The sequence below is a fragment of the Chitinophaga cymbidii genome (assembly GCF_007992715.1).
GTDB lineage: Bacteria > Bacteroidota > Bacteroidia > Chitinophagales > Chitinophagaceae > Chitinophaga > Chitinophaga cymbidii.
In genome coordinates, this window is record NZ_BKAU01000001.1 from 208,263 (window position 1) to 225,084 (window position 16,822).

Consider the following 16,822-nt stretch of genomic DNA (forward strand, 5'->3'; position numbering starts at 1 on the left):
TTAAACAAAACATCGTAACTTTGCCGTCCTTATGTCACAGGCAAAAACAGTCGCATTTCATACCCTTGGCTGCAAGCTGAATTTCTCGGAAACCTCCACCCTTAGCAGGTTACTGGAAAAGGACGGGTTCGTTAAAAAGGATTTTGACGACGCGGCGGACGTGTATGTGATCAACACCTGTTCTGTGACGGATAATGCGGACAAGGAGTGCCGGCAACTGGTGCGCCGCATCCAGCGCCGCGCGCCGGAAAGCCTGGTAGTGATCACCGGTTGCTACGCGCAGCTGAAGCCGCAGGAGATCGCCAGCATTCCGGGAGTGGACCTGGTACTGGGCGCCGCGGAGAAATTCAATGTGGTAGACCATATCCGGGAGCTGACGAAAGGCGACAGCGCGAAGATCTGCTCCTGTGATATCGAAGATGTGAACACCTTCCACGCTTCCTGGTCCGTGAACGACCGCACCCGTACCTTTCTCAAGGTGCAGGACGGCTGCGACTACAACTGCTCCTTCTGCACCATCCCGATGGCGCGGGGCATCAGCCGCAGCGACAGCATTGCGAACGTGCTGGTGAACGCCCGCGAACTGGCCGCCAGCGGCGTGAAAGAGATCGTGCTCACCGGCGTGAACCTGGGCGATTTCGGGAAAGGATTTGAAGGCGGCAAACGCCGGGAAGAATCTTTCTACGACCTCGTGCGCCAGCTCGACGACATCGAGGGCATCCAGCGGTACCGCATCTCCTCCATCGAACCGAACCTGCTCAGCAACGATATCATCGAATTTGTGGCCAACAGCCGTAAGTTCATGCCGCATTTTCACATCCCGCTGCAAAGCGGCAGTAACGAGATATTGGCCGGCATGCGCCGCCGCTACCGCCGCGAGCTGTATGCCGAAAAAGTGGCCTGCATCAAGCAATTCATGCCGCATTGCGCCATTGGCGTGGACGTGATCGTAGGTTTCCCTTCGGAAAACGAGGCCCATTTCCGCGAAACATATGATTTTCTGCATGAAATGGATATTTCCTATCTGCATGTGTTCACCTACTCCGAGCGGCCCAACACCCATGCGCTGGACATCCGGCCCGTGGTGCCCGTACACGAGCGCCACGAACGGAACAAAGCCCTCCGCAACCTGAGCCATAAAAAAATGCAGTATTTCACGGAACAGCATACCGGCCAGACGCGCAAGGTGCTGTTTGAATCGCATAATAAGGACGGGATGATGGAAGGATACACCGATAATTATATCAAAGTGGTAACGCCGTTCCGGGAAGAGTGGAAAAATGAAGTGATAGATTGGGAATTGCGCTAAATTTTTCAAAAATTATTTGGCAGAATAAAAATAGTTTTTACCTTTGCAATCCCGTTAAACGTAAAGCGTTACGGTAAAACAAAAAGGGAGTTTAGCTCAGTTGGTTCAGAGCATCTGCCTTACAAGCAGAGGGTCGGCGGTTCGACCCCGTCAACTCCCACTAAGCGGGAACATTACAGTAAAATGTATTGTTCCCGTTTTTATTTTCCGCCGAAAAAAGCCTTTTATTTCTTGTCCACGCCATATTAGGGTTTTCCGGGTAATCTTTTGGGCATTTGACTGTTGTTGGCCTTCCAATTGAGGACTTTTATTTTCCCCTGGCGGATCATCCGCTTTTTCTTTAGATTTAATGTAAAATCTACCCTGTGAAAGCCGTTGTTTACGAAAAATACGGACCTCCCGATGTCCTCCAATTAAAAGATATTGCAAAACCGGCCCCGAAAGACAATGAAGTGCTGGTAAAAGTCCACGCCACCACCGTAACGGCAGGCGACTGGCGCATGCGGAAAGCCGATCCGTTTTTAGCAAGATTATTCAACGGCCTGTTCAAACCCCGGCGGGTAAAAATCCTCGGATTTGAACTGGCAGGCGTTGTGGAAGAAGCAGGCAAAACCGTTACCTTATATAAAAAGGGCGATCCTGTTTTTGCCTTCTGCGGGTTTAAATTCGGGGCATACGCTGAATATAAATGCCTCCCGGAGAATGACCTCATTGCCCTGAAGCCTTCCAATATGACATTTGAAGAAGCCGCTACCGTACCCGTTGGCGGCCTCACGGCTTTGCGGTTCCTGAAAAAAGCCGGCGTAAAAGCCGGGGACCAGGTGCTGATATATGGAGCGTCGGGCAGTGTGGGCACGTTTGCCGTGCAGCTTGCCGTGCACTGGGGAGCACTGGTCACGGCAGTATGCAGCACCGCTAACGTCGAACTCGTACGTTCACTGGGCGCCAGCACCGTAGTGGATTATACCCGCGGGGATTTTTCAAAAATCCCGGCACGGTTTGATATTGTTTTTGATGCGGTAGGCAAGGCTTCCGCACGGGCCTGCAAGCACTTGTTGAAGCCGGCGGGGAGGTACGTATCCGTGCGGGGCGCTGCGAAGGCCAACGCCGATGATCTGTCCACGTTAAAGGAACTGATAGAGGCCGGGAAACTGAGCACTGTGATAGATAGCGCATACACGCTGGAACAGATACGGGAAGCGCATGCTTATGTGGAACAATTTCATAAGAGGGGGAATGTGGTGGTGAGGGTAGTCTATTAAAAAATACCTATACTTGCTGCCTGTTTCTTTCATCTGGGTTGACGCTATGGAAATACAAAACAGTCTATTCAATAATATCGCTGAAATCATCAGTGAGGCGAGACAAACAGTTTATCGCAGCAGTAATAGTATTATGCTGCGCATGTACTGGGAAATTGGCAGACTCATAGTAGAGGACGAACAGCAAGGCCGGGAAAAAGCGCAATACGGAAAAGCTACCCTTAAAAATCTGGCCCGGCAGTTAAGCCTGGAATTTGGAAAGGGATTTGACGAAAGAAACCTGAATAATATGCGGGCTTATTACCGCTCGTTTCCAATTTGGAACGCAGTGCGTACCGAATTAAGCTGGACGCACTACCGGCTGATCAGTCGGGTTGAAGACGAAGGCCAGCGCATGCAATATATAGCACTGAGCATTGACAATCAATGGGATACACGCACCCTGCAAAGAAACATTCAAACACAATATCTGAGCCGCACCCTGGCTCCGGCCACAGCTCAACAGTCACCCACTCAATTTATTAAAGACCCTTATATTTTTGAGTTCCTGAATTTACCAACCGATATCCACCAGACAGAAAGTTCCATAGAAACAGCACTCATCAATCACCTCCGTGAGTTTTTAATGGAAATGGGCAAGGGTTTCGCTTTCGTAGCCCGGCAACAGCATATTGTTACCGACACAGCAGACTTTTATATAGACCTAGTATTTTACAATTACTACCTGAAGTGCTTTGTACTAGTAGATCTGAAAACCAATAAACTGGGGCATGCTGATGTCGGGCAGATGGATATGTACGTACGCATGTACAACGATCTGAAAAAGCAGGCAGATGACAATCCCACCATTGGTATTATCCTTTGCACCGAAAAAGACGAAACAATTGTGAAGTATTCGGTGCTGGCCGAAAACGAATATCTCTTTGCCAGCAAGTACAGATTGTATCTGCCCAAGGAAGAAGAATTGGTACAATTAATTGAACAGGATCGTATAAAGTTTGAACTAGATCATGCAAAGGACTAACCTGAATACGTATGTCTATGGAATTTTTTCCTGAAAAACCAGCCGCTCCTCATCCCCTTCCTCATACGGCACAAACAGCATCACCAACGTCAGCATCTCATCCACACTTTTCATATCGCCGCTGGAATAAATGACCCTTGGCGGGTTGAAGGGATTGGCGGGATTGGCCCGTGTGTTGTCGTACACACCTTCTACGGTGAGCACCGAGCCTTTGGGGATCTTCACCGCGCGCCGGAACTTGTAGATCTCCTGCCACTTGAAATCCCACTCCGGAATATGCACCAGCGGAATGGTATCTCCCGCCGGGGTAACGGCCCATGCTTTGAATGTTTTGCCGAGCAGGTGCATATGCGGCCACACATACAGCAGGCTTTGGTCCTGGTGCGGTGTGGTGATCTGCAGGCTGAACTTTTTTATCGTATCCGGCTGGATAAAAAAATACGGCTCGATATCTTTTTCGCCTACGCCTCCGGAACCGACATTGATCACGCTGGCTACCCGTTTTATTTTTTCCTTCCGGAAGAAGAGGTTGATGCCGCAAAGTTCTTCCTCATCCCTGCCGGTGGCGGCGTAATGCACCGTGATCAGCACCACCCCGCGCCGGGGCATCACCCACCCGATGTCCGCCGGATAAGATTCGAAGGAAGCGCCGGGTATCCAACCGCCGTAGTACCGCATGTTTTTCCGCAGCGGCGCGTATTCGTCGTAGCGGGAACGTTCACTGTCCGTTACATTCAGCTGATCTTCTCCCACGTTAATATCAATATCTTCCGCCACATCATATACGGCATAGTTCACATGATGCACCACTTTTTTATTGCTCGATATGAACTCCACAGCCGCTACGTTCATCGAATCTTTCAATGAAAAAGGTACGCGGAAGACCACGAAGCGCTCGGTGTTATCGCCTTTTACGGAGAAAGAATGCAGGGCTTTCAGCGTGAGATCGGGCGGGCGGTGGTACTGCGTGCCGGTAACGGGGTAAGCGGTGGTGGCCGTTTTATTTCCTTTCAGCATTTTAGCGTCTACCCAGTCAGCGATCAACTGTATCTCTCCGGGTTGTAACAAACGTTCGTTGGCATACCTGGCGTAGTGAGGATCAGCTTTCCAGGGAGGCATGTAGCGGGACTGCGTTACCTCTTTGATGAATGTTGCGCGTTTGCTTACATCTTCATAGGTCAGCAATGAGAATGGCGCGGCTTCTCCGGGCCGGTGGCAGGAAGCGCATGCTCTTGCGATGATGGGCGCAATATCCTTGTAATAAGTAGGTTGCTGCGCGAAACATGGCATAGTAACACAAAGCAGGAAAAAGATTTTTCTCATAGCGGTCTATAAATCATTGATCATGCAGCCGATGGCCTGCGTGGTGCGTATGGTATTTTTCTTCATGAGGGCATCGGCCAGGTAGTGCTCCGTGGTAACGGTGCGCCGTTTACCCAGGGCGGCGATGCCGTTGTCTATCAATCCCCGGTACAGTATACCGCCATCCGGCGACAGCACAAATACTTCGGGCGTCACCTGTGCTGCCAGCGAATGGCTGAATGCCAGGCTTTCATCTTTCAGTAACATAAAAGGGATGTTATAATCGCGTTGGTATGCTTTTATTGCTTTCAGGCTGTACGTTTGACCGGGAATGATTCCCACAAACACCGCCTCTCTGCGGAAAGCGCGGCTCACCTCCGCCAGGCGCGGGGCATATCTTTTACACAAAGGGCATTCCGGGGAAAGGAATACCAGCACCAGCATTTTGTTGTCCGGCAACCGAAGATGCTGCTTCACGCCGCTGGTATCGTACAGCGGTGACTTTTGCCAGCCGGACTGCGCTTTCAGGAAACCGAAAGGCGACAGTAAAAAAAGACAAAGCAGGTATCGCATGGGGTGCGCGTTAAATGAAAGGGTTGGCCGTTTTCTTTCCGGCCAGCCCTGATGGTTTATTGTTTATCCCACCACACTCTTCCGCTGATATCATTCGGCAGCCCGAAGCCGGGCTCCTTGATCATTTCTTCGATGGCGGTGGTCTTGTTACTGTAATTAAGATCGCCGGTAAGCGGGTAATTCACCGGGAAGCGGCGCGGCATTGGCAGCACGGCGCCTTCTGTCATAAATGTTTCCAGCGCGAGGATGGTATTACTGTTGGGCATGCCCGTTCTTTTGATCTGCGCCCATCCTTCATTCGGATTTTTGAACTGGTGCAGGTATTGCTGCACAGCGATCTGTTCGAGCGCTTTTGCCGGTTCAAAGGCAATATCAGGCTGGTTCTTGTAAGCGGTGATTTCATCCGCCGTTACCGCTTCATAATCGTGGATCATCGCGATAGCGGCGATCTTGTTGTAGGAATCGATCGACGCATCGATCCCCTTGTAATACCATTCCGATACATTTTCATTTGTGAGGCCCATCGCCGCCAGCTCTGCCCGCATAAAACATACATCGGCATAAGTGAGCAGGTGGAAGGTGGTCATACCGTTGCCGGACTCGTATTCGGACTGGAAAAGGCGCTGCTGGATGGGGGAAGTGGTGTCCAGCGTTACATTGCTGGTACCGTTGGTGATCACGATGCTGGAAAAGAAACGGGCCTTGGCCGGGTCTGAAGTAGCATCCGGACTGCTGTACTGTCCATAATACTGGCGGGCATCCCATACGGCGCCGGCGGGAATTTTACCTTGTTCCTTCGCCGTGTTGAAGTTGGCCTGCGACCAGCTGTTCTTGCGGAAGTACAGGCGGAGGCGCGGGTCCTGTTTGTTCCACATAAAATCGATCACGTTCTTTTCACCGGAGAAACCGGCGTCCGGGTAAGGATTCCAGTTGCCGCCCGCGGTAAAGCTGCGGCCCGCTTTGAACACCCATTCCTCATCCACCGAATTGATCAGACCGGCATTATCCGCCAATACCTCCGCGGCAATGGCCCTTACACGCTCGGGATCTCTTTTGGTCATGCGCATGGCGATCTTCAGGCGCAGCGAATTGGCTACGCGCGTCCATTTACCGATAGCAGTGGTATTATCGTTTCCGAAGTAAAGATCGCTGGTGCCGAACATTTCCTGCGTTACAGGCTGCTGCGTTTTCAGCGTGGCTACGATATTCTTCAGCTCCTGGTCCAGCTGCTCATACAAAGCCGATTGGGTATCATACACCGGCGTGAAGGTGCCGTTAAACCGCGCGGCCACGGCTTCCTTGTAGGGAATGCTGCCCACCACATCGCTGACGTACCAGGCGTAATAGGCTTTCAGGATACCGGGGATCGCGCGCATGTACACATGGCGGGCCTTATCCTCTTCCGGCATCTCGTCTATCATCTTCTCGATCTTTGTCAGATGAGGCGCTACGGACAAATAAAAAGTATTGTAACGGTAATTGATGTTGTTCACCTGTGTGGTGAAAGTAGCGCCGTTGCCGCCTTTCCTGACGAACTGCTGCGCCCAGTTGGATACCGTGCGGATATTATCATAAAATGCCTCGAAGTCATTGTTGTGCATGGCCGTGATGGCAGTAGGCAACAATGATCTTATCGGCGGATCGAGCACGTAGTCCGGCTGCGTATTGTATTCAACGAGCTTATCCTTGTTGCAGGCGGAAGCGATGCCCAGCATGCCGATTAATATCCATGATCTGTATGTCTGCTTGATGTGTTTCATGTTGGATTGATTTGCGTCTTAGAAATTGGCGTTTACGGTGAATGACATGCTGCGCACATAAGGTGTGCCGCCACCCATGAAGGCAGCGCCGGAGCCGCTGCTGGTAAGGTCGTCAGGGTTCAGGTCGATGGGCAGGCTCTTGTAGAGGAAGCCCACGTTCCGGGCGCCCAGCGTCACTCTCAGCGCGTTCATTTTCACTTTGGAAGCGAAGCCCTGCGGCAGGTCGTAGCTGAGCGACACATCGCGCACGCTCACCCATGAGTTCTCGAACGCGGACTGCTCGCGGATACCGTTAAACCAATAGAAAGAGTTATTATAATAGGCCAATGCCCTGATGGGACGCACCCAACCGTTATCATACGCCTCCTGGTAAGTCATGCCGCCCACGCTATGCTGCTGACCGTCCAATCCGTTGATGACGGTACCGGCTGCATACACGCCATCCGGAATGATGCCGTCATCCCTTTTTTGTCCGGCTGCATTAATGTATTCGAGGCCGCCGAGTGCCTTCGTTCTTCCGAAAAGCGTGTTAACGGTCTGCCCAAGCTGCGAGCCGTAGTTATAGCTCGGAGAGTACACCAGTCCCCCGATGCGCGCGTCCAGCATAAAGCTGAAGCTGAACTCCCTGTAATTAAATGTATTCCGCAGGCTGCCGAGGAATTTGGGCAGGGTGCTGCCGAGCACCACTTCGCGCTCAAGTCCCTCCGCATAGTTGGTGGAGCGGATAAAACCGCCGGTGGCGCTTAATACCCGTTTACCATTCATCGGATGGTCTACAGGGTTGCCCTGCGCATCGCGCTCCTGGTAACGGGCAAAACCATACGCCGCGATCATGGTGCCGTAATCTCCGCCAACGTACGCCACGGAACGGATGCCATCGTCACCTTCAAGACCCACTACGGTTACGCCGGGAGCCAGGCTGATGATCTTGTTGCGGTTGCGGGTGTAGTTGAGGTATACGTCCCAGCTGAAATCGCGGGATTTAACGGGCGTGCCGTACATGGCCAGCTCAATGCCCTGGTTCTGTATGTTGCCGGCATTGATCAAAGCGTTCTCCACACCGGATTCGGAGGGCACCTGCAGCGAAACGATCTGCTTTTTGGTGTTCTGCTTGTACCAGGTGAAATCGAAGCCGAGGCGGTTCCGGAAGAATTTCATTTCAGTGCCGAGTTCCAGCTTCTGGCTTTGTTCCGGGTCAAGGTTCAGGTTACCCAATGTGCGGGATTCATACTCATATCTTTCAATCGTCTGCCCGTTCCGGTCAAGATACCCATCGACTGACCGGAAAACACCGGTATTGGTCTTGTACACGCTGGTGCCATTGCCGGCAAGTACATAGGATGCCCTCAACTTGCCATAAGTGAATAAAGACGGGAGCTTGAATGCGTCCGTGAATACCCAGGCAAGGTCTACACCCGGATAGAAATAGGAATAGTTGCCGTGCCCGTCAGGATAGAGCAGGGTGCTGTTCCAGTCGTTACGTCCGTAGACATTCAACGTAAGATGCCCTTTCCAGGTAAGGCTGGTCTGGAAGAAGCCGGACAGTATCTGGTATTTGTTCGGCGTCAGCTCGCCGGCGCCGGGAAGGTCTTTGGAATTGGAAATGCGATAGATGCGGGGAACCTTGAGGCCGCCGCGCGTGTATACATTGGTGCCGGAGCGTTCAGAACTGTTGGTTTCCGCACCCACCTGCGCGAACAATTCAAAATCGTTGATCTTTTTGGAAGCGTTGAAATTGCCTTTCATGCGTGTTTGCAGAATACGGGTAGTGGAAGCGGAGTAGCCACCACCGCCGAAGCCCGGATCGCGGCCCAGCGATCTGCTTTCATAGTTGGTGCTGAAAAGGTTGGCGGTTGTACTCGCCTCAAAAGACAGCCAGTCGGTAATTGTCAGTTTCGCATTGACGCCACCCCGGAAATTATCCTCGATCTGCTCCTGCTGGTCCTCGAAAAGCGTATACCAGAAGCCGCCGGCAGGATCATCCTGGTTCAGGCCGCCTGCTGCCTGGTTGATATAATGATCTTTCCAGTAGGCGGTGTTATAGTTCCGCGGAGAACCGAATGAAAAATTATAGATGATATTATTGCCTCCGCCGGAACGGTTGGGATTCTGTGTATTGCTGCGTACATAAGAAACATTACCGTCCAGCAGCAGGGCGTTGGACATTTTATGCGTAGCGCGGAGATTGAAGCTGTTACGCTTGAAATCATTGCGCGGCGTTACACCGTTGCTGGTGGTATTGGAGTAAGAAAAACGGAAAGTGGTGCGTTCATTGCCACCTTCCACGCCCACGTTGGTATTGACGTAACCGCCCGTCTGGTAAATGCCGAGTACGTCCGCCAGCGATCTGTTCTCGATGATCTCGCCGTTGAGGTCACGCACTTTTTGGCCGTCCAGCGGAGGGCCGAAGCCGAAACCATAAGTAGCCGGGTTGATCTCGGGAATACCGTCCGCCCCCATGATGAAATCTTCCGTTGTCTGCCCCGAGCCGAACTGGTCCTGAAAGGCCATTAGCTTGTAGGCTTTATCGAACGACCGCGTATGAGAGAACGAGATGCCGAGGCCCTTTTGTGAGTATCCTTTTTTGGTGGTGATCAAGATCACGCCGTTAGCGGCCCTGTTACCGTATAGCGCGGTAACCGCGCCTCCTTTCAGCACAGAAATGGACGCAATATCATCGTTATTGATATTCTTGAGAATGTTACCAAAATCCTGTTCACCGCCACGGTTGTGCAGCACCACCTGGTCGTCCATCACAATACCATCTATTACAATGAGCGGCTGGTTGCCGAAAGGATCGAGGGAGGAGCTGCCCCTGATGAGAAATCGCGGCGTGGCCTGCGGGCCGCCCGTGCCCGGCGATACCTGCAATCCGGGCACCATGCCCTGCAATGCTGCGATAGGGTTAACCGCGTTCGTTCTCCGGATATCATCGCCCTGCACTTCCGTAACGGCATACCCCAGTCTGCGTTTATCCCGCTTTTCACCAAAGCCGGTCACCACCACTTCGCTCAGCTGCTTTTCATCCTGCTGCATCCGGATGTTGATCTCCCTTCTGCCGCCTACCTTTACTTCCTGCGGTATGTAGCCGATGGCCGCAAATACCAGCACGGCATCGTCCGGCAGGTTTTTGATGAAATAATTACCATCCCCATCTGTAATGGAGCCTTGCTGGCTGCCTTTTATCCGCACGCTCACGCCGGGAACAGGCTCGCCCTTTTCATCGCGTACGTTGCCGGACACCCCCTCCAGCACAATATTCAATCCGTATACAACCTCGGCGCTTTCCGGGAGAAAATGTTCATCCGCAGAGAGCTGCGGCTTTGATGAGGTGGCTTCTTCGCGCGCCGCCCCGATCCGCGCTGTCAGCAGCACCTGGTCGTCTATTACCTTGTAATTGATGCCGAGCGGCTTCAGCACTTCGTCGAAAAGCTCACCCAGCTTTTGCTGGTTGGCGTCGAATGAAACTTTCCTGCCGATATCGAGTGTATTGGAACTGTAAATGAACTGGACCCCGGTCTGCTTTTCTATTTTCACCAGCACTTTGCGGATCTCCAGTTCATCAGCGGACATCGTGACCTTCTTGTCGAGCAGGCCCTGAGCGCTGGTCTTGTTCCCGAGAGAAGAACCGGCAAAGATGACAACAATAAGTACGGGAAGTAGCGTTATGCGCATGGCGAATAGAATTGAAGCAATTAGTCGCTTTTTTTTCATACCTTGAACTGGTTTTAGTCATTAACGAATAGGTGACAAAATCAGGCCTGCAAAGGTCTTTTTCAAGCTGGCAATGCCCACCATTGCCAGCCTTTTAAACCTTCGGCCGGTTACATTTTTTTGGCTGATATGTTAGTTTTTTATCCTGGTTTCTTTCTCTTTAATAAGAATTTTGGTTCCCACCACCTGGTAGCTGGCGTTCACGGAGGCGCAGACAATATCCAGTTTGGTGTAGAGCGGGTGTTTGCTGATGTTTCCCGTAAAGAGGCAATTGTTCAGTTTATTTGATTCTACTACGATTTCAATACCATAGGTTCTTTTGAGTGTTTCAAGCACATCCGGCAGCGGGGCGTCCTCAAACATAAAGCGGGGCGACGCAACGGGGGCCTGGATGGATTCCGGGGCCAGCGGCACGGGGTCGCTCACCAATGTGGCGGTGAACAATGATTCCGATTCCCGGTACACTACTTTCTGGTTGGGGGTCAGTATCACGCCGTTCACTTTGTTATCCTGCTCCGGCAGCGCCGCCTTGTTCTCGCACACCTGCACCGTTCCTGTAACTACGGTCACCTCCACCTGCTTATGCTGGCGGTTCACTTTTACGTAGAAGCTGGTGCCCAGTACATGGGTAACGAGGTTATGATGATATACGGAAAAAGGCTGTTCCGGATTTTTTGTTACATCGAAAAAAGCTTCGCCATCCAGGTAAACGTCTCTTTTACCGCCTGTAAAATGAGCGGGATAACGCAGCGTCGCTCCGGGCTGCAACGCTACGCTGCTGCCATCTTCCAGTTGCAGTGTTTTAACGGCGGCTGTGCTGTTGACAGTTTCCACAAGGCCATTCTTTTCCGCCAGCACTGCCGGTGAAGCCTGTTTACTGCCGGGGTACAGCCAGTATGCGGCAAGTGCAAGCACGGCCACCACCGCGGCGGCGGCCAGGCGCCGGCGCATCACCTTTTCCTTTCTGAATACGGCCGGTAACAGCCTGGAGGTCCGCTTTTCGGAATGACGGATGTTGTCGATGATCGCCTGCGCCCTTTGCGGATGCAGACCATTGCCGGGAATATCCTGCTGATGGAAGACGCTGTAAAAATGCTCATCCAGCAAATAATCATATTCGCCGGAAGCGATCAGCAGCAACAGCTCGTTGTGCTCGCCCTCCGTAATGGAACTGGCCACATATTTGTCCAGCAGCGACAGAAATTTCTCCGGTTGATGCATTGTTAAGCGGTGTTCTTTAATTAGACAACCGGCAGAAAAGACCGGAGTACAAACGGCTAAAAAATATTTTCCCGGCCCGGGGAGGAAGCCATGATAAAGAGGATGAGCAGTTCTTTGTCGTGCTTCCGCATAAAAGAACGGATGGAAAGAAGGGCGCGGGCCATGTGTGTTTTAACGGTCAGCGGGGAAAGGGAAAGGTCGCCGGCAATGGCCTGGTAGCTGAGCCCTTTTTCCCGGGCGAGGCTATAGACCTTCTGCTGGCGTTCGGGCAGCTGCTCAATGGCTTTGAACAGCAGCTCCCGGTATTCTACGTCGCGTACTTTATGGTCCGCCGTATCTTCATAAGGCGGATGTTCTTCCCCGAAGGAATGCCTGGCCTTCCATTCCCGGGCCATCTTTTTGAGGCAGTTCAGGGAAAAGTTCCGTGTAAGCGTGTACAGCCAGGCTTCGAAAGAAGCGATCGAGCGCAGGTTCTTCCGCTGGAACCAGACCTTCATAAAAACATCCTGCACGATGTCTTCTCCCAGGGAAGGAGATTTTACATACAGCATGGCTACTTTGTACACGTGATCGCGATAACGGTCGAACAACGCCTGGAAGGCGTAGTCGCTGTCCTCATTAAGCAGGGTCAGCAAAGCGTTATCTTCTAAAAAAAATTTCCTCGACATCTGGCGTTACATCTAACGGAAAGACTTTTGGTTGCTTCGGGATATTATATCACTGATATAGTCAGGCTTAACAAACATAAGATTTTCTGTCAAATAAAAAATGCCTGCTGTTACGAACGGTAGGTAACTAGACAAGGATATCGTGATATTCTGCGTATCAGATTATGGCCTGTCCGGTGGACCGTTGCCGGAGCATTTTGCGCTGGAAAACAGTCCTTTAAAAAAACTGCGGCAAAATTTTTTTAAAACAAAAAACGCTATATATTTGCACCCTCGTTACAGCGGGAAAGGGAGTTTAGCTCAGTTGGTTCAGAGCATCTGCCTTACAAGCAGAGGGTCGGCGGTTCGACCCCGTCAACTCCCACAAAAAGGATGTATTTCGACAGATACATCCTTTTTTATTACGGCATGTTCCCCGAACTGCCTATGGTAAACGGTATTTTCGGAAGATAACACCTTCTTGCCATTTTTGGTTTCCCCGGATTTTCCTAGTTTCGCACCATGAATTGCTTATGGTAACAATTTCTATAGTCGAGTAAACGAGTCATCATTAGACGTAATTCCCCAAATCAAAAAAGCAAACTATTAGGGGTTAGTTTAAAATTAAATTGAAATCTGAATCGAGGCTACTATTGCCTTCACATCGAGTTATCCGGACCTGTACATTTCTGAGACCTTACAGCAGTCTTCAGGAGTTGTTGTTTATTATTTAAAATCTAAATCGATTTCTAAACCTAAATCTAAATCTACATGAGGCAAAAATTGCTTGGTATTTTCTTGTTGGGAATACTACAGGTGACCGTAGTATTTGCACAAAGCAAAAAGATCACCGGTACGGTTACGGCTTCCGGCGACGGGACTGGTATTCCCGGTGTTTCCGTGATCATCCAGGGAACTACTTCAGGCACCCAGACGGATGCTGACGGGCGTTACGTGATCAACGTTGCCGTTGGCCAGGTACTCCTTTTCCGTTCCATTGGCTTTGCGGAAAAGAGCGTGACGGTTGGTGCTTCCGACGTTGTGCACATTTCCCTGGAGCCCCAGGCGGACGAGCTGAGCGAAGTGGTGGTGATCGCTTATGGCCGTGCAAAGAAGGAATCCCTGACCGGCGCGGTATCATCCATCACAGCGAAGGATATTGAAAAACGCCCGGTTACCAACGCCGTTGGCGTGCTGGAAGGCAGCGCCGCGGGCATCCAGGTGAACAATACCACCGGTACGCCGGGTGGGGAACCCTCCGTTCGTATCCGCGGCTTTGCTTCCGTGAATGGCAGCAACACCCCGCTCTATGTGATCGACGGTGTGCCTTTTGCCGGGAACTTTTCGGACATCAACCCGAACGACGTGGAGTCCATTACCGTGTTGAAAGACGCTGCCTCAGCAGCGCTCTATGGTGCGAAAGCGACGAACGGCGTGATCATCATCACTACAAAAATGTCTTCCAAATCCGCCGAACCCGGTATTAACGTAACCGTTAACCAAGGGCTTTACACCCGCGGTATCAAAGAATACAAGCGGATGAACGACCGGGAGTTCATGGAAACGATGTGGAAAGGATACAGAAATTACCTGATGTCCAGCGACCCCACTGACTATCCCACAGCAGCGGCTGCCGGCGCAGAAGCCACCAACAGCCTGATCTCCGACTACCTCTATCTGAATATTTATGACAAACCGGACGACCAGTTGTTCGACGCCAACGGCAAGATGCTCGCGGACGCGAAAATGCGGCCCGGTTATGCAGGCGACATGGACTGGTACAAGGATATTGAAACAATGGGGTACCGCCAGGATTATAACATCAGCGGCCGCGCAGGAGGCCCCAAGACGAGCCTGTATTACTCCATTGGTTACCTCGATGAGAAAGGATACATCACCATGACCGACTACAAGCGCTTTACCGGAAGGATCAATGCGGACATCCAGGCGAAAAGCTGGCTGAAATACGGGTTCAACCTCTCCGGCTCTCACCAGATAACCAATAATATTTCCGGCGGAACAGGCAACGCCTCTTCCTTCGTAAACCCGTTCTACTTCTCCCGTCATATGGCGCCGATCTACCCCGTGCACCTGCACGACATGGCAACCGGCGAATATGTGCTGGACGAACAGGGTAACCGGCAATTTGATCCGGGAGATGTAACCCGTAACCAGAACAGAGGCCGTCACGCCATCTGGGAAAATCAACTGGACAGGGACAGAACCTTCCGGAACACGCTAAACGGACAGGCATACCTGGACGTTAAGTTCCTGAAAGACTTCACCTTCACTTTCCGTGGCGACATGAACGTTCGCAGCAGCGACAACCATGTGTACGACAACTCCGTGATCGGGGACGGTTCCGGCCTTGGCCGCGCCTTCCGCGAGAACTACCGGTACAAGACATATACTGTTCAGCAATTGCTGAACTGGAATAAATCTTTCGGTCTGCACAATATTGACGCATTGGCCGCACACGAGTATTTCTACGACAACTTCAACCGTCTGAACGGCGCAAAAACCGGGGAAGTGTTTGCCAATGCCACCGAACTGGTGAACTTCACGAATATTACCGACCTCACGGATTACCAGGATAACTACCGCTCTGAAGGTTACTTGAGCCGTGTGCGTTATAACTATGATGAGAAATACTTCCTTGAAGGTTCTTTCAGAAGGGACGCCTCCTCCAGGTTCCACGAAAGTACCCGCTGGGGCAACTTCTGGTCTTTAGGCGGTAGCTGGCTCCTTTCCCAGGAAGATTTCTTCGCGCCGGTAAAACACATTGTTGACTACGCAAAAGTTCGCGTGTCCTATGGTGAAGTAGGTAACGACGCCAGTGCCGGCAGATATGCGTACATGGCGCTGTTCGCACTGGATCAGAATGCCAATCTGGGCGCAGCTTACAAAAGCCAGAACGAGGCGCTGGACATCCTCTGGGAAACTTCCGGAGCATTCTCCGCCGCCATCGAAACGCGGTTGTTCAACAGGGCTAACCTCGTAGTGGAATACTTCGACAAACGTTCCAAAAACCTGCTCTTTGATGTGAACCTTCCGCTGTCTGCAGGCGCCACTTCTTCCAGTGTTGCCGAATCCGTCGTAACAAGAAACCTCGGGTCCGTTTCCAACAGAGGCCTTGAGTTGAGCTTTGATGTGGATGTTATACAGGCAAAAGACTGGACCTGGAACGTGGGCGCGAACGCCACATGGATGAAGAACAAAATCGTCAGCCTGCCGGAACAGAACAAGGAAAACGGTATCATCAACGGTAACTACAAGTTCCTTGAAGGACATGGTATATATGACTTCTGGACATTCCAGTATGCTGGTGTGGACCAGACGAATGGCCGTGCCCTGTATCTGGCGGATGATGAAAATTTCGACCCGAATGATCAGAACGGCGCGCATCAGGACTATCTCGTGAATATCAACGGCGTGAACTACACGATGCTGAATACTTACGCTAAGCGCGACTGGAGCGGAAGCGCTATCCCCAAACTATTCGGTGCTTTCAATACTTCCCTGAGCTATAAGAACCTTACACTGACAGGTATCTTCACCTACGCAACAGGCAGTAAAGTATACGATGATTCTTATCTGGACCTGATGAGCATGAGCGGTTCTGTGAGCGGACTGCACAAGGACCTGCTGAAAGCATGGGACGGTGCGCCCAAAGACATGACGCCCACTTCTCCGGACCGCATCGATCCGAATGGCATTCCCCTGGTGAACTTCGAACTGAACAGCCAGAGCAACGGCATGTCTACCCGCTTCCTGCAGGACGGCTCCTATTTTGTAATCAAGAACATCGCGTTAAGCTACCGCGTACCTTCATCATTATTGAAAGCAATAGACCTGAACAGCGCAAGTATTACCGCAAGCGTGGAAAACCTGGCAACCTTCACAAAATTGCAGGGCATGAATCCGCAACAGTCATTTAATGGCAGGAGCCTGAATGCTTTCGTAACGCCCCGCGTGATGTCTATTGCTGTAAATATTGGTCTGTAATAAAA

The 16,822-nt window shown here is 51.5% G+C and carries 10 protein-coding genes and 2 tRNA genes; 6 read left to right on the plus strand and 6 right to left on the minus strand.

What is annotated here, in order from left to right:
* The first annotated feature begins 31 nt into the window (after nt 1-31).
* The 4 genes from mtaB to CCY01nite_RS00885 all read left to right on the plus strand — a co-directional run bounded on the left by mtaB (nt 32) and on the right by CCY01nite_RS00885 (nt 3,595).
* On the plus strand, nt 32-1,309 hold the full coding sequence (mtaB, locus tag CCY01nite_RS00870) for a tRNA (N(6)-L-threonylcarbamoyladenosine(37)-C(2))-methylthiotransferase MtaB (RefSeq protein WP_146857419.1): 1,278 nt from the start codon (nt 32-34) through the stop codon (nt 1,307-1,309).
* A gap of 85 nt (nt 1,310-1,394) precedes the next feature.
* Nucleotides 1,395-1,469, plus strand: a tRNA-Val gene (locus CCY01nite_RS00875).
* Nucleotides 1,470-1,674: 205 nt separating this feature from the next.
* Complete coding sequence (locus CCY01nite_RS00880) at nt 1,675-2,571, plus strand: NAD(P)-dependent alcohol dehydrogenase (protein ID WP_146857420.1); 897 nt, start codon at nt 1,675-1,677, stop codon at nt 2,569-2,571.
* Nucleotides 2,572-2,584: 13 nt separating this feature from the next.
* Entirely contained in the window at nt 2,585-3,595 is a 1,011-nt protein-coding gene (locus CCY01nite_RS00885) for a PDDEXK nuclease domain-containing protein (protein ID WP_246129813.1), read from the plus strand.
* A gap of 15 nt (nt 3,596-3,610) precedes the next feature.
* On the opposite strand, the gene CCY01nite_RS00890 is transcribed toward CCY01nite_RS00885, so the two are convergent.
* The 6 genes from CCY01nite_RS00890 to CCY01nite_RS00915 form a co-directional block, all read right to left on the minus strand.
* Nucleotides 3,611-4,918 carry a cytochrome c gene (locus tag CCY01nite_RS00890; RefSeq protein WP_246129814.1) on the minus strand — a complete coding sequence of 436 codons (1,308 nt, stop codon included), beginning with the start codon at nt 4,916-4,918 and terminating at the stop codon, nt 3,611-3,613.
* Between the two features lie 6 nt (nt 4,919-4,924).
* Complete coding sequence (locus tag CCY01nite_RS00895; protein WP_146857421.1) at nt 4,925-5,470, minus strand: redoxin domain-containing protein; 546 nt, start codon at nt 5,468-5,470, stop codon at nt 4,925-4,927.
* A gap of 56 nt (nt 5,471-5,526) precedes the next feature.
* Nucleotides 5,527-7,230 carry a SusD/RagB family nutrient-binding outer membrane lipoprotein gene (locus tag CCY01nite_RS00900; protein ID WP_146857422.1) on the minus strand — a complete coding sequence of 568 codons (1,704 nt, stop codon included), beginning with the start codon at nt 7,228-7,230 and terminating at the stop codon, nt 5,527-5,529.
* A gap of 18 nt (nt 7,231-7,248) precedes the next feature.
* A complete protein-coding gene (locus CCY01nite_RS00905; RefSeq protein ID WP_186830836.1) occupies nt 7,249-10,905 on the minus strand; it encodes a SusC/RagA family TonB-linked outer membrane protein in 3,657 nt (1,218 codons plus the stop codon).
* A gap of 171 nt (nt 10,906-11,076) precedes the next feature.
* Nucleotides 11,077-12,165: a FecR family protein gene (locus tag CCY01nite_RS00910; RefSeq protein WP_146857424.1), complete on the minus strand. Its 1,089-nt coding sequence runs from the start codon at nt 12,163-12,165 to the stop codon at nt 11,077-11,079.
* Between the two features lie 56 nt (nt 12,166-12,221).
* Nucleotides 12,222-12,833 (minus strand): RNA polymerase sigma factor, encoded by a 612-nt coding sequence (locus CCY01nite_RS00915; RefSeq protein WP_146857425.1) that lies wholly within the window; start codon nt 12,831-12,833, stop codon nt 12,222-12,224.
* 289 nt (nt 12,834-13,122) lie between these two features.
* Here CCY01nite_RS00915 and CCY01nite_RS00920 point away from each other — a divergent pair.
* Nucleotides 13,123-13,197: transfer RNA gene (locus CCY01nite_RS00920), tRNA-Val, on the plus strand.
* Nucleotides 13,198-13,583: 386 nt separating this feature from the next.
* Nucleotides 13,584-16,817, plus strand: coding sequence for a SusC/RagA family TonB-linked outer membrane protein (locus CCY01nite_RS00925; RefSeq protein ID WP_146857426.1), 3,234 nt, complete (start codon nt 13,584-13,586; stop codon nt 16,815-16,817).
* Nucleotides 16,818-16,822: the final 5 nt, after the last annotated feature.

Bases quoted from the DNA above. Each gene is read 5' to 3' on its own strand.
- mtaB (WP_146857419.1), top strand. From the start codon at position 32: ATGTCACAGGCAAAAACAGTCGCATTTCATACCCTTGGCTGCAAGCTG.
- CCY01nite_RS00910 (WP_146857424.1), bottom strand. From the start codon at position 12,165: ATGCATCAACCGGAGAAATTTCTGTCGCTGCTGGACAAATATGTGGCC.
- CCY01nite_RS00915 (WP_146857425.1), bottom strand. From the start codon at position 12,833: ATGTCGAGGAAATTTTTTTTAGAAGATAACGCTTTGCTGACCCTGCTT.
- CCY01nite_RS00925 (WP_146857426.1), top strand. From the start codon at position 13,584: ATGAGGCAAAAATTGCTTGGTATTTTCTTGTTGGGAATACTACAGGTG.
- CCY01nite_RS00905 (WP_186830836.1), bottom strand. From the start codon at position 10,905: ATGCGCATAACGCTACTTCCCGTACTTATTGTTGTCATCTTTGCCGGT.
- CCY01nite_RS00890 (WP_246129814.1), bottom strand. From the start codon at position 4,918: ATGAGAAAAATCTTTTTCCTGCTTTGTGTTACTATGCCATGTTTCGCG.
- CCY01nite_RS00900 (WP_146857422.1), bottom strand. From the start codon at position 7,230: ATGAAACACATCAAGCAGACATACAGATCATGGATATTAATCGGCATG.
- CCY01nite_RS00895 (WP_146857421.1), bottom strand. From the start codon at position 5,470: ATGCGATACCTGCTTTGTCTTTTTTTACTGTCGCCTTTCGGTTTCCTG.